Consider the following 16406-nt stretch of genomic DNA (forward strand, 5'->3'; position numbering starts at 1 on the left):
CAGGCCCGCTTCCCGCGGTCAACGGACAGGATGCCGCACCGGCGGGGTTCCCTCCCGTGAGCGATCAGCCGGGTTCCTGGTCCGCGGACGACGACGCGCCGACGGGCGGGTTCCCCAGTGTCCCGACGTCGGCGGAGCCGCCGACGGCGACTCGCCGGGAGCGCGCGCCGTTCGAACCCGTCGACCCGGGCGGCGGGCCGGTGACGCCCGACTCCGGCGGCGAGTCCGAGACCTCCGCGGAGTACGGGCCTGAGCCGGGCGCTTCGTTCCCGCCCGGGGGCTCGTTCGGTTCCGAGACAGCCGAGCCGGAGCCCTCCTTCCAACCGACCACGGCGTTCGAGTCCGTGGCACCGCAGGAGGAGGCGCCGTCGAGCTCCTTCGGCCGGTCCACGACGACGGAGTTCTCCGCCGACGTCATGGAGCCCGCCCGGCACGAGACCGGGAGCTCCGGCTCGACCCCGTCCTTCGGGACGGAGACTCCCAGCGTCGACCCGTACGACGCGCGGGACGCGGCGTACGGGTACGAGGTGGCGGACCCCTCGTTCGGCTTGACCGGGCGTGACCCCATCGGGGAGCCCGGTGCGCCGGACCACGTGATGACCTCGGGCCCCAGCAAGGCGTCGGAGCCCTTCTCGTACGAGTCCCTGCTGAAGCCGGGGGAGGGCACCTCCGGCGCCGCGGCGCCGAACGGGCTACAGCAGTACGACGACGCGCCGCCCCAGTCGTTCCGCGCTCCTGGGGAGACGGCGTTCGACGGCGAGCCCGGTGCCTCGCCGTTCCCCGCGGGCCGGCCGGTGTCGGCCGAGGACCAGGCCGCGGAGAACGAGTTCTTCGCGCCGGACGATCATTCACCGATGTGGGACAAGCCGGTGGGCCCGTCCGGTCCGCCGCCGCAGCCCGGTAAGCCCAGCAGCGGCAACCTGCGGCTGCCGGAATGGATGCGCGACGAGAACGGTGGTACCGGCGGTCCGGTCGCTCCGCCGAGCGAGGACTTCCGGGAGGAGGGTCGGTCGAAGCTGCCGCTGATCGCCGGCCTGGGCGTGCTCGTCGTCGGCCTGATCGTGGCGGGCGGTGTCTACTTCGTCAAGGTGCGCGGGGGTTCGGAGACCACCGCGCGCTCCGCTCAGAGCCATCCGCCGAAGACGTCGTCGTCGAAGACGAGTCAGCCGGCGCCGGCGGAGAAGGCGCTCACGCAGTTCAAGGGCGACCACACCAAGCCGGTGGGGCGGATCAACGACCCCCGTTCCGGGCTGTCGTACCCGAAGCTCGGCAAGCCGTGGCAGATGCAGACCCAGAAGAGCGCCATGGCCGAGCTCGGGTTCAGCGCCGGCCAGTTCGCGGTGACCGAGAAGGCCGGGAACCAGCCGAAGCGCTGGGGTCGCCTGCTGAGCGCCCAGCTGGGCGGCTCCGAGAAGAACGACTATGACGGCCCGGGCACGGAGCGGAGCGCCGCCACGCGGGTCGCCGACTCCTACGAGGCGCGGATGTACGGCTACAAGCATCACAAGAAGGTGCTGGCCTCGCAGCCACTGGAGGTCGACGGGCACAAGGGATGGCTGGTCGGCTACTACCTGACGTACCACCGCCCCGGGGTGAAGGCCACGGGCGAGCTCTTCGCGGTCGCCCTCGTCGACACGGGCAAGAAGGTGCCCGGCGTGGTGCTCATGTCGGTGCCGAACACCCACAAGACGCTGTGGCCGGATGTGAACTACGTGATGCGGTCCATCAAGGTGTCGTGACCCGGCTCCTCGGTCTCCGAAAGCCGCGTCACATACCGAATCCCATTCCACTCGGCCTCGGCGGCGATCTAAGGTAGGCCGCAACAGGACGTTGTGAATGGGGTGGAGACATGGCCATCGGGCTGACCGAGGAGCACGAGGCGCTGGCCGACGCGGTGTGCGGATGGGCGGAGCGCAACGCGCCCGTCGACGTCGTACGCGCGACGCTCGACGTGGACGAGGAGGTCCGCCCCGCATTCTGGGCGGGCCTCGCCGACCAGGGTCTGCTCGGTCTGCACGTACCCGAGGAGTACGGCGGGCAGGGCGCCGGCCTGCTGGAGCTCGCGGTCGCCCTGGAGGCGCTCGGCCGCGCCGTCGTGCCCGGCCCGTTCCTGCCGACGGTGCTGGCCAGTGCCGCGCTGCTGCGCGCGGAACAGGCCGGCAAGGCCCACTCCGAGCTGCTGCCGGGCCTCGCCGACGGCTCCCTGGTCGGCGCCCTGTCCCTGGCGACCGGCCTCACCGGCCGCCGTACGGACGCCGGCCTGACGATCAGCGGCACGGTCGAGCCGGTTCTGGGCGCGGGGCTCGCCGACGTCATCGTGCTGCCGATCGCCACCGGCGATGGCGAGGAGTGGGTGGCCGTCGACGCCGCCCGGCTCACGGTCACGCCGGTCAGGAGCCTGGACCGCACCCGCCGCGTCGCCCGCGTGTCCGCCGACGACGTCACCGTCCCGGCCGACCGGATCCTGACCGGCCTCACGGGCCCGGAGGTCCTCGACCTGGCCGCGTTGCTCATTGGCGCCGAGGCCGCCGGCCTCGCCGACTGGTGCGTGACCACCGCCGCGGAGTACGCCAAGGTGCGCGAGCAGTTCGGCCGCCCGATCGGGCAGTTTCAGGGTGTCAAGCACAAGTGCGCCCGGATGCTGATCGAGCTGGAGAAGGCGCGCGCCGCCGTCTGGGACGCCGCCCGCGCCTCCGACGACCCCGCCGAGGAGTCCGGCTTCGCGGCCGGCGTCGCCGCCGCCATCGCCCCGGACGCCGCGCTGCGCTGCGCCCGCGACTGCATCCAGGTGCTCGGCGGCATCGGCTTCACGTGGGAGCACGAGGCCCACCTGTACCTGCGCCGTGCCTCGACGCTGCGCGTCCTCCTCGGTCCGGGCAAGGACTGGGCCGCCTCGGTGGCGCGGCTGGCGCGGGGCGGCGCGCGCCGCGCGGTCGAGGTCGAGCTGGACGAGGACACCGAGCCGCTGCGCAACCGCATCCGCGCGGAGGTCGAGCAGCTCGCCGCCATCACCGACGGTCAGGAGCGGTTCGCGAAGATGGGCGACGAGGGCTGGGTGTTCCCGCACCTGCCCCGGCCCTGGGGCAAGGCCGCGTCCCCGATGGAGCAGGTGCTCATCCTCCAGGAGCTGCGCGCCGCGAAGGTCAAGGGACCGCAGCTGGCCATCGGCGCGTGGGTGGTCCCGTCGCTGGTGAGGTACGGCACGCCGGACCAGCAGGAGCGGTTCCTCGCGCCGACCCTGCGCGGCGAGCTGGTCTGGTGCCAGCTGTTCAGCGAGCCCGGAGCGGGCTCGGACCTCGCGTCGCTGCAGATGCGGGCCGAGCGGGTCGAGGGTGGTTGGCGGCTCACCGGGCAGAAGATCTGGACGTCCATCGCCCAGCACGCGCAGTGGGCGATCTGCATCGCCCGCACCTCGGTCGAGTCGAAGAAGCACGACGGCATCACGTACTTCATCGTCGACATGAAGTCCGAGGGCGTCGACGTGCGGCCGCTGCGGGAGCTGACCGGCGAGGCGATGTTCAACGAGGTGTTCCTCGACGGGGTGTTCGTGCCCGACGACCGCGTCGTCGGCGAGGTCGGCCAGGGCTGGAAGGTCGCCCGCAACACCCTCAGCAACGAGCGGGTGCAGCTGTCCAGCGGGCAGGGCCTCGGTGCGGGCACGAAGGAGCTGCTGGGCTTCTTCCAGGGCAAGGACCTCGGCCCGGTCACGCTCGCCGAGCTCGGCGGGCTGCTGTGCGAGGGGCAGGCCATCGACCTGCTCGGGCTGCGCCTCACGCTGAAGCAGATCTCCGGGCACGAGCCGGGCGCCGAGGCGAGCGTCCGCAAGCTGCTCGGCGTGCAGTACAACCAGCAGGCCGCCGACTTCATCTGGGAGGCGCAGGGCGCGGTCGCCGCCGAGGAGGAGCCCGGCCAGGCCACCGGCCTCTGGGCCCGCTACATGCTGTTCAGCCGGTCGATGACCATCTACGGCGGCACCACCGAGGTGCAGCTGAACGTCATCGCCGAGCGCATGCTCGGCCTGCCGCGTGACCCGGAGCCCGGCAAGTAGGCAAGAGACACGGGGGACCGGCCGATGGGGATCGGGCTGATCGAGGAGCACGAGGAGCTGGCCGCGACCGTGCGGCGCTTCACCGCACGCCACGTGCCTCGCACGGTGGTACGGGCGGCAGTGGCGGACGAGGGCGTACGGGAGTCGCGGCCCGCCTTCTGGCCGGAGTTGGCGGAGCAGGGCCTGCTCGGTCTGCATCTTCCGGAGAAGTACGGCGGGCAGGGCTTCTCCGTCCTGGAACTCGCGGTCGCCGTCGAGGAGATGGGGCGGGCGCTGGCGCCGGGGCCGTACGTGCCGACGGTGCTGGCGAGCGCCGTCGTCGCCGCGGCCGACGCGCCCAGGGCGCACGAGGAACTGCTGGGCGGCCTCGCCCAGGGGGCGCGGACCGGTGCGGTGTGCCTGGCGGCAGGGCTGACCGGCCGCCGCGACGGCGGCACCCTCGTCGTCGGCGGCGTCGCCGGGCCGGTGCCCGGCGGCCTGCCGGCCGACGTCCTCGTGGTCCCGGTCGCCGTCGACGGCGGCGCCGAGGAGTGGGTGGTCCTGTACCGGCGTGAGCTCGGCGAGGGCATCGAGGCGATGGACGGCGTCGACGCCGTACGGGGGATGGCGCGCGTCGCGCCGCGCGGCGTCGTCGTGCCCGAGCACCGCGTCCTGACCGGGCTCACGCGGTCCGGCGTCCTGGCCCTCGCGGCGGTGATCCTCGGCGCCGAGGCCTGCGGGGTGGCCGGGTGGGCGGTCGATGCGGCGGCGTCGTACGCCCGGTGCCGGGAGCAGTTCGGCCGCCCGATCGGGCAGTTCCAGGGGGTGAAGCACAAGTGCGCCCGGATGCTGATCGAGCTGGAGAAGGCCCGCGCCGCCGTCTGGGACGCCGCCCAGGCCGTCACCGGCGGTGACCAGGTCCCGTACGCCACCGGGGTCGCGGCCGTCGTCGCCCCCGACGCGGCGGTGGCCTGCGCCGAGGACTGCATCCAGGTGCACGGCGGCATCGGCTACACCTTCGAGCACGACGCCCATCTGTACTACCGGCGGGCCCTGACCCTGCGGGCGGTGCTGGGCCGCGCGGCGGGGTGGCGCGCGTCGATCGCCGGGCTCGCCCTCGCCGGCACGACGCGGGATCGGGAGCCGGACCTGCCGCCCGAGGCCGAGCCGCTGCGGCAGGAGATCCGGGCGCGGGTGGCCGAGCTGGCCGCGCTGGAGGAGCGCGAGCGCGTCGCGGAGCTGGCCGCCGGCGGCTGGGTGCAGCCGCACCTGCCCCGGCCGTGGGGCCGGGCGGCCTCACCGCTCGAACAGGTCGTCATCCACCAGGAACTGCGCGCCGCCGCGCTCCAGGGGCCGCGGCTGGGCATCGGCGCGTGGGTCGTGCCGTCGCTGGCCGCCTACGGCACGCCGGAGCAGCAGGAACGCTTCCTGCCCGCGACGCTCCGGGGCGAGATCGTGTGGTGCCAGCTGTTCAGCGAGCCGGGCGCCGGCTCGGACCTGGCCGGCCTGCGCACCCGGGCGGAGCGCGCCGAGGGGGTGGTGGGGCGTGGCCATGGGGGTGGAACCGGGGGGGTGGCGGGGCGTGGCTATGGGGGTGGAGCACAGACCGGCTGGCGGGTGTCGGGGCAGAAGATCTGGACCTCCCTCGCCCAGTACGCCCAGTGGGGCATCTGCGTCGCCCGCACCGACCCGGACGCGCCCAAGCGCGAGGGCATCACCTACTTCCTGATCGACATGGCGTCTCCGGGAGTCGAGGTACGGCCGCTGAGGGACCTCACCGGCGAGGAGGTCTTCAACGAGGTGTTCCTCGACGAGGTCTTCGTGCCCGACTCCCTCGTCGTCGGCCCGGTGAACGCCGGCTGGCAGGTCGCGCGGGTCACCCTCACCGCCGAGCGCGTCAACCTGTCGACCGGCTGGCAGCTCGGCGCCGACGTGCCCCGGCTGCTGGAACTGGTCGGCGAGCTCGGCCTCGCCGAGGACCCGGTCGTACGTGACGGAGTCGGCGGCCTGGTCGCCGACGCCCACGTGTTCGCGCTGCTGGGCCTGCGGGCCACCCTCAAACGGCTGTCCGGCGTGGACGCCGGCGCCACCGCGAACGTCAGCAAGCTCGTCGGCATGGAGCACGGCCAGCGGGTCACCGAGTACGGCTTCGGGCTGCTGGACGCCGAGGGCGCGCTGACCGGCCGGGGCGGCGCCCGCGCGGAGTGGGCCCGGCTGCTGCTGGCCTCGCGGGCCATGACGATCGGCGGGGGCACCACCGAGGTCAACCTCAACGTCATCGCCGAACGCCTCCTCGGGCTGCCCCGGGACCCCGAACCGGGACGTTAGCGCGTGGCCCGCGGCTCCGCCGTTCTCTCGCCGGAGACGGAACTCGGGGGACGGCCCCTGAGGCGCCGGCACGCGGCCGTCGCCGCCGGGACGGGACTCGTCCTCGGGCTGCTGGCGCTCGGGCCCGCGCTGGCCCCGGGGTTCGTCCTGGCGTACGACATGGTGTTCGTGCCGCATCCGGTGTTCGACCGGGAGACGTTCGGGCTCACCGGCATGCTGCCGCGCCACGTGCCGAGTGACGCCGTGGTGACGGCCCTGTCCCAGGTTCTGCCCGCCGACCTGGTCCAGAAGGCGATCCTGCTGGCGATCTTCGTCATCGCCTGTGTCTCCGCCTCCGCCCTGGTCCCGTCCGAGCGGCTCACGGCGCGGCTGGCCGGGGGCGTCGTCTACGCCTGGAACCCGTTCGTCGCCGAACGCCTGCTGCTCGGCCAGTGGGCGCTGCTCCTCGGGTACGCCGCGCTGCCGTGGGTGGTGCGGGCCGCCGCGCGCGGCGACCCCCGTCGGCTGATCCTCTCCCTGGTGCCGGCGGCGATCGGCGGGTTCGCCGCGATGGCCGTGTCCGGCCTGGTCGTCCTCGCGATCGGCCTCCGCCGGGAGCCCCCGCGCCTTCTCCTGCCGCTCGCCGGGCTGCTCGTGATGAGCCTGCCCTGGTTCGTGCCCTCGATGGAGCTCTTCTCCGGGGTCCCGGCGGACCCGGCCGGGGTGACGGCGTTCGCCGCCCGCGCCGACACGCCGTTCGGCACGCTCGGCAGCCTGCTGCTCCTCGGCGGGGGCTGGAACGCCGAGACCGTGCCGCCCGGGTACGGCGCCGTCGTCACCGCCGTGCCCTGGCTGTGCGTCGTCCTGCTCGCCCTGGCGGCGTACGCGGGCCGGGGGACCGGGACGCGGGGGCTGGGGACGGCGGCGCTGGTCGGTCTGTTCCTGGCCGCCCTCGGCGCGGTCGCACCCGGTCTCCTGCGCGGCGCGATCGGCCTGTGGCCGGGGTTCGCGGTCCTGCGGGACGGCCAGCAGTACCTCGCGCCGTCGGCCCTGGCGGTCGCGGTCGGAACCGGCCTGGCCGTCGACCGTCTCGGCCGGTGGCGCCCGGAGCTGGCCGCCCTGGCCCTTCTCGTGCCGGTGGCGCTGCTGCCCGGCCTGGCCTGGGGGGCGGGCGGACGGCTCGCCGCGGTGCGCTACCCGGCCGACTGGGCGCGGGCGCGCGCCGTGGTGCGGGCCGACCCCGGTGACGTGCTCGTCCTGCCGTGGGAGGCGTACCGGAGTTACCCCTGGAACCACGGCCGCCGGGTGCTCGATCCGCTGCCACGCTTCCTGCCGGGCCGGGTGATCCTGAACGACGCGGTACGGGTCGGGACGACCGGGCGGCGCGACCTCCGGATGGCGGCGGAGGACCCTCGGGCGCGGGCGCTCGGCCCCCTGATCCGCTCCGGTGCGCCGCTCACCGGCGCGCTGCGCGCCCGCGGCGTCCGCTACGTCGCCGTCGACGCGCCCGAGTCTCTGGGCGTCCCGGCGGAGCGTCTCGCCGGGACCGAACGGGTCGCCGCAGGGCCTGACCTGGTGCTCTACCGCATCCCCGCGGTGGTTCCGAGCCGTGAGAAACGCGTTCCGCAGTGGCCGGTTGAAATTGCATGGTTCATTACATTTGCGGTTGTTGTCTGGTCAACGCGACTACCGGTCGGTAGCCTCTTCGCACGATCTTCGCCGAAGGAGCCATGATGCGGATCGCCGTCGCCATGCTGGCCGGAATCATGCTGGCCCTCGTGACCTCGTTCGGCATCGTGCGCGTCGTCACGACCTCCCAGCGGGACCCGGTCGTCAAGCCCCTGTACAACTACGGCACCCGGTGACCCGTGCGCCCGGAGGGCCCGCCCGCTGAGGCGCTGGACGTCGTCATCCCCGCGCGCGACGAGGCCGGGCGGCTTCCGTACGGCCTCGAGCGGCTGTCGGACAAGCTGGTCGGCCTGCCGCTGAGCAGTTCGATCATCGTCGTGGACAACGCCAGCGCCGACGCCACCGCGCGGATCGCCGCGCGCTGGTCCGGGCCGGTGCCGGTGCGCCTCCTGCGGTGCGCGACGCCCGGCAAGGGCGCGGCGGTCCGGGCGGGGCTGCTGGCCACCACCGCCCCGTACGTCGGGTTCTGCGACGCGGACATGGCCACCGACCTGGCCGCCCTCGACGACGCGCTCGAGCTGATCAGGGCCGGGCACCACGTCGTCGTCGGCTCGCGGCGCCACCCGGGCTCGGTCGTCGAGGTGTACGGGCATCCGCTCCGACGCCTGGGCGCCCTCACCTTCAACCGCCTGGTCCGCGACCTCACCGGCGGTGTCACCGACACGCAGTGCGGGTTCAAGTTCTTCACCGGCCCGCTGGCCCGGTCCGCCGCCGCCGACCTGCGCACGCCCGGGTTCGCCTTCGACGTGGAACTGCTGCTGCACTGCCGTCGCCGGGGCGCCGCGGCCGTGGAGATCCCGGTGGTGTGGCACGACGTGCCCGGCTCGACGTTCTCCGTACGGCGGCACGCGGCCGGCTGCCTGCGCGACCTGGTCCGCATCCACGCCCAGGCCAGGTGCTCCCTGGCGGGCCGGCGCGCCCGCGCCGTCGCCGACGAACTGCGGGCCGGATGAGCGCCGAGCGAGAGCCGCGGACTGCGGGCCGACAGAGCGTGGAGCCAGGGCGGCGGACTGTGGGGCGACAGGGCATGGAGCCAGGGCGGCGGACTGTGGGCCGACAGAGCGTGGAGCCAGGGCGGCGGACTGTCGGGCGACAGGGCATGGAGCCAGGGCCGCGGACTGCGGGCCGGGTGCGCACGGAGCGAGAGCTGCGGACGCTCGCGGTCGTCAACTGGCGCGACCCCTGGCACCCGGCGGCCGGCGGGGCCGAGCGTTACGCGTGGGAGATGGCCCAGTGGTTCACCGCGCGGGGGACCCGGGTGCGGTTCGTCACCGCACGGGCCCCCGGCCAGGCCCGGAGGGAACGCGTCGACGGGGTCGAGGTCGTCCGCCTCGGCGGCCGGTTCAGTATCTATCCGCTGGTCCTGGCCTGGATGCTGATCCACCGGCGGGCGTTCGACGCCGTGCTCGACTGCCAGAACGGCATCCCCTTCTTCACCCCCTGGGTGATGCCGCGCGGCGTGCCGGTGCTGTGCGTCGTCCACCACGTCCACGACGAGCAGTTCGGCGTCCACTTCCCGGCATGGCCGGCGCGGATCGGCCGGTTTCTCGAAGGGCCAGTGGCCCGGCGCGCGTACCGGCGGCACGCCTGTGTGGCGGTCTCGCCGTCGACGGTGACCGCCATGCGGGAGCGCCTGGCCTGGACCGGGCCGGTGTACGTCGTCCCGAACGGCGTCACGCTCGCCGGCGCCGTTTCGGAACGGGAGGAAGGCGCGCCGGAGCTGGTGTGCGTGAGCAGGCTCGTCCCGCACAAGCGCGTCGACCGGCTCCTCGACGTCGCCGAGCGCCTCCGCGTCCGGCTGCACGTCATCGGGCGCGGGCCCGAAGGGGAAAGGCTGCGCGCCCTGGTCGCCGCGCGCGGCCTGGACGACCTGGTCGTCCTGCACGGCCACCTGCCGGAGGAGGACAAGGTCGCGCTGGTCGCCCGGGCCCGGCTCCATCTCAGCGCCTCGCAGGGGGAGGGCTGGGGCCTCAGCGTGGCCGAGGCGGCGGCCCTGGGCGTGCCGACGGTGGCGTACGACGTCGACGGGCTGCGCGACGCCGTCATCGACGGCGTGACCGGCTGGCTCGCGCCCGAGGGAGACGACCTCACGGACGTCGTGGAGCGGGCGCTGAAGGAGCTCACCGGGCCGGAACGGCGGCGCGAGACGGCTGCTGCCTGCCGGTCCTGGGCCGCCGAGTTCGCCTGGGCCCACAGCGCCGAACGGATGGCGGCGCTGCTCGACGCGGCCGTACGGCGCGGTACGGCGCACGGCTTGGAGGATCAGTCGTTCCCATGGCCGCGCTGACCAGGGCCGAGGCGCTCCCCGGCACGGCCGACGAACCGGACGGCGTCGACGAGCGGCTCCGCGAACGCCTGCGGACCCTGCTGTGCTGCGCGCTCCTGACGCTGCTCGCGACGGCGACGCGACCGGGCCGCATCATCGCCGACACCAAGATCGACATGGCGGTGAACCCGCTCGGCTTCCTCGGCCGGGCGCTGCACCTGTGGGACATCGAGCAGTTCGGCCAGCTGCAGAACCAGGTGTCGGGCTACCTGTTCCCGATGGGCCCGTTCTACGCGCTCGCCCACCTCGCCGGAATGCCGCCCTGGATCACCCAGCGGCTGTGGCTGGCGACGCTCCTGTGCACCGCGTTCCTCGGCGCCCGCCGCCTCGCCGGACGGCTGGCGATCGGCACGCCGACGGCGCGGCTGATCGGCGCGCTCGCGTACGCCCTCGGGCCGCACGGGCTGGCGTCCCTCGGCACGAACTCCTCCGAGTACCTGCCCCTGGCCATGCTGCCGTGGATGGTGCTGCCGCTGGTCGGCGCGGCCCACGGCGGCGGGCGGGTCCGGGCGGCCGCGCGGTCGGGCCTCGCCGTCGCCTGCTGCGGCGGCATCAACGCCACCGCGACCCTCGCGGTCCTCGTCGTCCCGGTCCTGTACGTGCTCACCAGGACCGGACGCCCCCGGCTGCTCCGTGCCCGCCTCCTCGCCTGGTGGACGGTCGCCGTCGGCTGCGCGACCGCCTGGTGGTCCGTGCCCCTGCTCCTGCTCGGCCGGTACGCCTACTCGTGGCTGCTCTACACCGAGAAGGCCGCGACGACCACCGCGACCACCGGCCCGGCCAACGTCCTGCGGGGTTCCGAACGCTGGGTGAACTTCCTCGTGGTCGACGGCCGCGCCTGGTGGCCCCTCGGCCACGCCTTCGCGACCGAGACCGCCCCCATCCTGTGCACCGGCCTCATCGCCGCCCTCGGGCTGGCCGGTCTCATGCGCGCCGGGCTGCCCGAGCGGACCTTCCTCATCCTCACCCTGCTGACCGGCCTCACCGTCATGGTCGCCGGGCACGCGGGCCCGCTCGCCCTCGCCGTACGGGACCTGATCGACGGGCCGCTCGCCCCGCTCCGCAACCTCTACAAGTTCGACGGCCTGGTACGGCTGCCGCTGGCCCTGGGCGTCGCGCACCTGCTGTCGTCCCCGCGCCGGTCCCGGCGGCCCTGGGCGGCGGTCGGAGCGGCGGCCGCCCTGGCCGGCGTGATGCTGTCCGCGCTGAGTACCGGCCTGTCCGCCGACGGCGACTTCCCGAAGGTCCCGCAGTACTGGCGGGAGGCCGCCGCCTGGCTCAACGGGCGCGCCGGAGAGCAGGGCGTCATGGTCGTCCCCGGTGCGCGCTTCGGCGAGTACCTGTGGGGACGCCCCATGGACGAGATCACCCAGCCGCTCCTCAACGTCCGCTGGGGGGAACGGCAGCTCGTCCCCGCCGGGTCGGCGGGCTTGACCCGGATGATGGACGCCATCGACCAGCGGATCACGACCGGTCAGGGCTCCCAGGGTCTGACCGAGGTACTGGCCCGGATGGGCGTCCGGTACCTCCTCGTGCGCAACGACCTGCAGCGCAGCGATCTGCGCGGCGCGTGGCCCGCCCGCGTCCACCAGGCCCTGGACGCCTCGCCCGGCATCCGGCGGGTCGCCTGGTTCGGCGATGTCCCGGCCGGCTCGACCCTGCCCGACGACGCGGTCGGCTCCCCGGACCAGCCGTACGCGCCCGTCGAGATCTACGAGGTCGGGGGCGCGGACGACGCCGTCGGGCTCCTCGACGCCGACCGGGCGCTGCGGCTGTACGGCTCGCCCGAGGCACTGCTCACCCTGGCCGACAACGGCCTGCTGGGCGACCGGCCCGTCCTGTTCGGCGACGACGACCCGAACACCACCGGCCGGTCCGTCGTCGCCGACTCCCTGCGCCGGGTGGAGCGCGACTTCGGGGAACTGCGCGGCCACACCTCGCCCACCCTGACCACCGCCGAGCGCGCGACCGTGCCCGCCACGCGGCGGGACATCCTCGAATCCGGCTGGGACCGTTACTCCACGGTCGCCGCCTACAGCGGCATCAGGGACGTCACGGCCTCCGCCTCCGCGTCGGACGTCACCTCGCCCGCCGAACTCGACCAGAGCGGCGCCCTGCCGTACGCCGCCCTGGACGGCGACCCGCGGACGCGGTGGGAGAGCGGCGGGTGGACCGGCCCCGTCGGCCAGTGGCTCAGAGTCGACTTCGACCACCCGCTGACGCCCCGGAACGTCACGGCGATGTTCGCCCAGGACGACCGGCTCGGCCCGCCGCCCGACGAGATCGCCGTGGAGACCGAGACCGGCCGGATCGTCCAGCGCCTCGCCCGTACCTCCCCCGCCCAGCCGCTCCGCGTCCCCGCCGGAGCGACCCGCTGGCTGCGGATCCGCGTCCTCTCCCTCACCGCCCGGCCCGCCGTACCCGCCGCGGCCCGCGTCGCCGTACCCGAACTGCACATCGACGGCGTGCACGCGGCCCGCGAGTACCGCCTGCCCTCGGTCCCGGCCGGCGCCACCGTGGTGATGTCGCGGACCTCCGGCGGAATGCCCGCCTGCATGCAGGGCTCCGTCCGCTGGGTCTGCTCGCCGTTCTTCGAACGCCGTGACGAGGAGCCGTACGGCTTCGACCGCGTCTTCGCCGCCGCTCGTACGGGCACCGCCAAGCTGTCCGGAACGGCCACCCTCACCGATCCCGGCCTGATCCAGCGCTACACCAGCACCGATCCCCGCCTGAAGGTCACGGCGAGCTCGACCCTGACCGGCGAGCCCGCGACCCTGCCCCGCGCCGCGTTCGACGCCGACCCGGCGACCACCTGGGTGCCCGCGACCGGGGACCGCGCCCCCTGGCTCTCACTGGCCTGGAAGCGCAAGATCCGCGTCGGCCGGATCACCGTACGACGCCCGGCCGGTGCCGCCTTTCTCACCCAGGTCCGCCTGGAGGGGGACGACGGCCAGTGGCGCGAGGCGCCGCTCGACGACAACGGCCGCCTGTCGTTCAAGCCGATGCGGACCGGCCACTTGACGCTGCGCTTCTCCGGCCTGCCGCAGATAACCGACGTCACCGTGCCCGGGGTCCCGCCGTTCCGCACGCTCCCCGGCGCCCGTGTCCCCCTGCCGTGCGGCTTCGGCCCGCGCCTGCGCCTGGGCGGCACCGACGTCCCCACGCGAGCGACCGGCACGTACGCGGACCTCCTGCAGGGCCGTCCCATTCGCTTCCATGCCTGCCGTACGGTCACGGTCAGGGCCGGGGACGACCGGCTCACCCCGGTGCCCTTCGACACCTTCCGCGTCGACTCGGCCGTGCTGAGCCCGGTCGGCGCCGCGGCCGCCGCCGACCACGAGCCCGCGCCGGTGACCGTGACGCGGTGGACGTCCGAGCACCGGCAGGTCGAGGTCTCGGCCCAGCAGGCGTCCTACTTGGTGGTCAACGAGAACGCCAACGCCGGGTGGCAGGCGAAGATCGGCGGCCGGACCCTGCGCCCGGTCCGCATCGACGGCTGGCGACAGGCGTGGGCGGTCCCCGCGGGCACCATCGGCACCGTCCACCTGTCGTACACGCCCGACCGCACCTACCAGGCCTCCGTCCTGGCCGGCCTGAACTTCCTCCTCATCCTGCTGATCGCCGCCCGCTGGCCCTCCCGGCACCGGCCCGACGGGGAGGACGCGCGGGACCGGGCCGCAGAGCCGGAGTCGGCGCCGCGCGGGACGGTGTCGACCGTGATCACGACGATCGCCGGGGCGGTGGGGACCGCCGGCATCGGATTCTGGGCCGGGGGCATCACCGCGTCGGCCGTGGCGCTCGTCGCCGTGGTGGTGTTCGCCGCCTCCGCGAGAGTGCCGCGCGTGCGGCCGGCCGCCGCCTGGCTCCCGGCGGCGGCGATGCTCGCCGCGACGGCGTCCCTGACGATCGGCCTGCGACTGCAGTCGGCGCAGAACTCCTGGGGGGCCTTCTTCGCCGAGACCCTCCCAGGGCTCCTCTGCCTCCTCATCGTCGCGCGTCTCATCGCGGCACTGGCGGGGTTCGGGACCCCGGCCAGATCGGATGGTCGACGTAGCCGCGGGCCCCGCCGGAGTAGTGAGTCGCCGGGTCGCTGATCGCCGTCTCCCGTCCCAGGGCGAACCGGCAGACCAGGTCGGGGTTGGCGATGAAGAGGCGGGCGAAGGACACGGCGTCGGCGATGCCGGCCTCGACGATCGCGTCACCCGTCTCCCGGTCGTAGCCGTGGTTGGCGATCAGCGGCCCGTCGAAGAGCTTGCGGTAGCGGGCGATCGCGTCGATGTCGGGGACGGGGTTCCTGGGAGCGGGACCGCGGAGGTGCAGGTACGCGAGGGGATGTTCGTTCAGCCCGGCCACGACGGTGTCATGGCCCACCAGGGTCCGCTCATCGGCGGTGTAGGGGTAGTCGTCGCGCGAACGGTCGGCGGAGGGCGCGTCGTCGATGGTCCAGTACGGCGACAGCCGTACGCCGACCCGTCGCCCGTCCCACGCGGCGGTCACCGCGTCGACGACCTCGAAGAGCAGACGGTCCCGATGGGTGCCGTACGCGTCGGTTCGCCGGTTCAGCCGCGGGTTGAGGAACCGCGCCATCAGGTACGTGCCGTTCGCGGCGATCTCGACGCCGTCGAATCCGGCCCGGCGCGCGTTCTCGGACGCGGCGCCGTACTCCGCCACCGTGCGCCCGATGTCCGCCGGGGTCAGCTCCCGTACGGATCGCGCGTCGGCACCGGCGTACCAGAGCTGCAACACGATGCGTCCGCCCAGGGCGTGGACGACGTCCGTGACCCGGCTCCACGCGGCGGCCTGCCGCTCGTTGTAGATGCCGGGGACGTTCGGGAAGCCGATCGCGCGCTCGCTCACCCAGCTGCCTTCGGCGACGATCAGGCCGGCACTCGCCCGTTGGCCGTAGTAGGCGGTATGCAGGTCCGTCGGCACCAGGTCCTCGTTGGTCGCACGGCACCGCGTCAACGGCGCCATCACCACCCGGTTCGGCAGCCGGAGGTCCCCGAGGGCCACCGGACCCAGCAACGGGCGGTTCCCGCCGAACTCGCTACCCTGCTTCTGTCGCATCATTGATCTTTCTTCCTCATCGCTCGCTGATTCGGCGCCACGAGACAGACGGAGCGCGACGGTGAAAGGTGACCGATGGACGAGCACGACGGGCCGGCCGAGCAGTTCGAGGGGCATCGCGAGCAACTGCGCGCGGTGGCCTACCGGATGCTGGGCTCCCTGAGCGAGGCGGACGACGCCGTCCAGGAGGCCTGGCTCCGGCTCAGCCGCACCGACCTCGGCGGCATCGACAATCTGGAGGCCTGGCTCCGTACGGTGGTGTCCCGCCTCTGCCTCGACATGCTGCGCACGCGCACATCGCGCCGGGAGGACCCGCTGGGGTGGCACGTGCCCGCCCCGGCGGCGGACGACGATCCGGAGCAGGAGGCGGTCCTCGTCGACGCGGTCGGCCGCGCGATGCTCGTGGTGCTGGACGCGCTCCCTCCCGCCGAGCGTGTCGCGTTCGTGCTGCACGACCTGTTCGCCGTGCCGTTCGACCAGATCGCTCCCATCGTCGACCGCACCCCGGTCGCCACGAAGAAACTCGCCAGCCGGGCGCGGCACCGGGTACGCGGCGCCGCCGCGGTCCCCGTCTCGGAGCTTGCCCGGCAGCGGCGGGTCGTCGAGGCGTTCCTCGCCGCCACGCGCGGCGGCGACCTGGGCGCGCTGCTCGCCGTGCTGGCCCCGGACGTCGTACGGCGAGCCGACGCCCTGGCGCTGACGCCGGGCCGGGAGACGGTGCTGCGGGGGGCGGACGCCGTCGCGCGGGAGATGCTGGTCTTCGGACGGCGCGCGAGGTTCGCGGAGCCGGCGCTGGTCGACGGCACGGTCGGTGCCGTGGTCGCCCCGAACGGCCGGCTGCTGCTCGCTCTCGCGATCACGGTGGCGGGCGACCGGGTCGCCGAGTACGAGCTCATCGCCGACCCGGCTCGCCTCCGGCGGCTCGACCTCGCGGTCCTGGACGTCAGGCCTGCCGCCTGGTCCTACCGGGACGGCGACGATCTAAGGTGA

The 16406-nt window shown here is 74.2% G+C and carries 10 protein-coding genes; 9 read left to right on the forward strand and 1 reads right to left on the reverse strand.

What is annotated here, in order from left to right; translation table 11 throughout:
- The first annotated feature begins 56 nt into the window (after positions 1 to 56).
- From NE236_RS13360 to NE236_RS13390, 8 genes are all read left to right on the forward strand, one after another.
- Complete coding sequence (locus tag NE236_RS13360) at positions 57 to 1739, forward strand: hypothetical protein (protein ID WP_252842255.1); 1683 nt, start codon at positions 57 to 59, stop codon at positions 1737 to 1739.
- A gap of 110 nt (positions 1740 to 1849) precedes the next feature.
- Positions 1850 to 4048: an acyl-CoA dehydrogenase family protein gene (locus NE236_RS13365; protein WP_252842256.1), complete on the forward strand. Its 2199-nt coding sequence runs from the start codon at positions 1850 to 1852 to the stop codon at positions 4046 to 4048.
- Between the two features lie 24 nt (positions 4049 to 4072).
- Entirely contained in the window at positions 4073 to 6355 is a 2283-nt protein-coding gene (locus NE236_RS13370) for an acyl-CoA dehydrogenase family protein (protein ID WP_252842257.1), read from the forward strand.
- A gap of 3 nt (positions 6356 to 6358) precedes the next feature.
- Complete coding sequence (locus NE236_RS13375) at positions 6359 to 8068, forward strand: MmpA family trehalose lipid delivery protein (protein WP_252842258.1); 1710 nt, start codon at positions 6359 to 6361, stop codon at positions 8066 to 8068.
- Entirely contained in the window at positions 8065 to 8199 is a 135-nt protein-coding gene (locus NE236_RS43495) for a hypothetical protein (protein ID WP_289850344.1), read from the forward strand. The genes NE236_RS13375 and NE236_RS43495 overlap by 4 nt, the downstream gene beginning before the upstream one ends.
- 3 nt (positions 8200 to 8202) lie before the next feature.
- On the forward strand, positions 8203 to 8976 hold the full coding sequence (locus NE236_RS13380) for a glycosyltransferase (protein WP_252842259.1): 774 nt from the start codon (positions 8203 to 8205) through the stop codon (positions 8974 to 8976).
- 176 nt (positions 8977 to 9152) lie between these two features.
- On the forward strand, positions 9153 to 10310 hold the full coding sequence (locus NE236_RS13385; RefSeq protein WP_252842260.1) for a glycosyltransferase family 4 protein: 1158 nt from the start codon (positions 9153 to 9155) through the stop codon (positions 10308 to 10310).
- Positions 10298 to 14443 (forward strand): alpha-(1->3)-arabinofuranosyltransferase domain-containing protein, encoded by a 4146-nt coding sequence (locus tag NE236_RS13390; RefSeq protein WP_252842261.1) that lies wholly within the window; start codon positions 10298 to 10300, stop codon positions 14441 to 14443. The genes NE236_RS13385 and NE236_RS13390 overlap by 13 nt, the downstream gene beginning before the upstream one ends.
- Here NE236_RS13390 and NE236_RS13395 read toward each other — a convergent pair.
- On the reverse strand, positions 14349 to 15419 hold the full coding sequence (locus NE236_RS13395) for an oxidoreductase (RefSeq protein WP_252842262.1): 1071 nt from the start codon (positions 15417 to 15419) through the stop codon (positions 14349 to 14351). The two genes, NE236_RS13390 and NE236_RS13395, sit on opposite strands and share 95 nt — an antisense overlap.
- Before the next feature lie 72 nt (positions 15420 to 15491).
- Here NE236_RS13395 and NE236_RS13400 point away from each other — a divergent pair, with 72 nt between their 5' ends.
- A complete protein-coding gene (locus NE236_RS13400; RefSeq protein ID WP_252842263.1) occupies positions 15492 to 16406 on the forward strand; it encodes a sigma-70 family RNA polymerase sigma factor in 915 nt (304 codons plus the stop codon).

Source organism: Actinoallomurus purpureus, from assembly GCF_024055795.1.
Taxonomy (GTDB): Bacteria; Actinomycetota; Actinomycetes; order Streptosporangiales; family Streptosporangiaceae; genus Actinoallomurus; species Actinoallomurus purpureus.

Excerpts from the sequence above, each read along its gene's own strand:
- NE236_RS13370 (WP_252842257.1), top strand. The coding sequence starts at position 4,073 with ATGGGGATCGGGCTGATCGAGGAGCACGAGGAGCTGGCCGCGACCGTG.
- NE236_RS13390 (WP_252842261.1), top strand. The coding sequence starts at position 10,298 with ATGGCCGCGCTGACCAGGGCCGAGGCGCTCCCCGGCACGGCCGACGAA.
- NE236_RS13395 (WP_252842262.1), bottom strand. The coding sequence starts at position 15,419 with ATGATGCGACAGAAGCAGGGTAGCGAGTTCGGCGGGAACCGCCCGTTG.
- NE236_RS13400 (WP_252842263.1), top strand. The coding sequence starts at position 15,492 with ATGGACGAGCACGACGGGCCGGCCGAGCAGTTCGAGGGGCATCGCGAG.
- NE236_RS13365 (WP_252842256.1), top strand. The coding sequence starts at position 1,850 with ATGGCCATCGGGCTGACCGAGGAGCACGAGGCGCTGGCCGACGCGGTG.
- NE236_RS43495 (WP_289850344.1), top strand. The coding sequence starts at position 8,065 with ATGATGCGGATCGCCGTCGCCATGCTGGCCGGAATCATGCTGGCCCTC.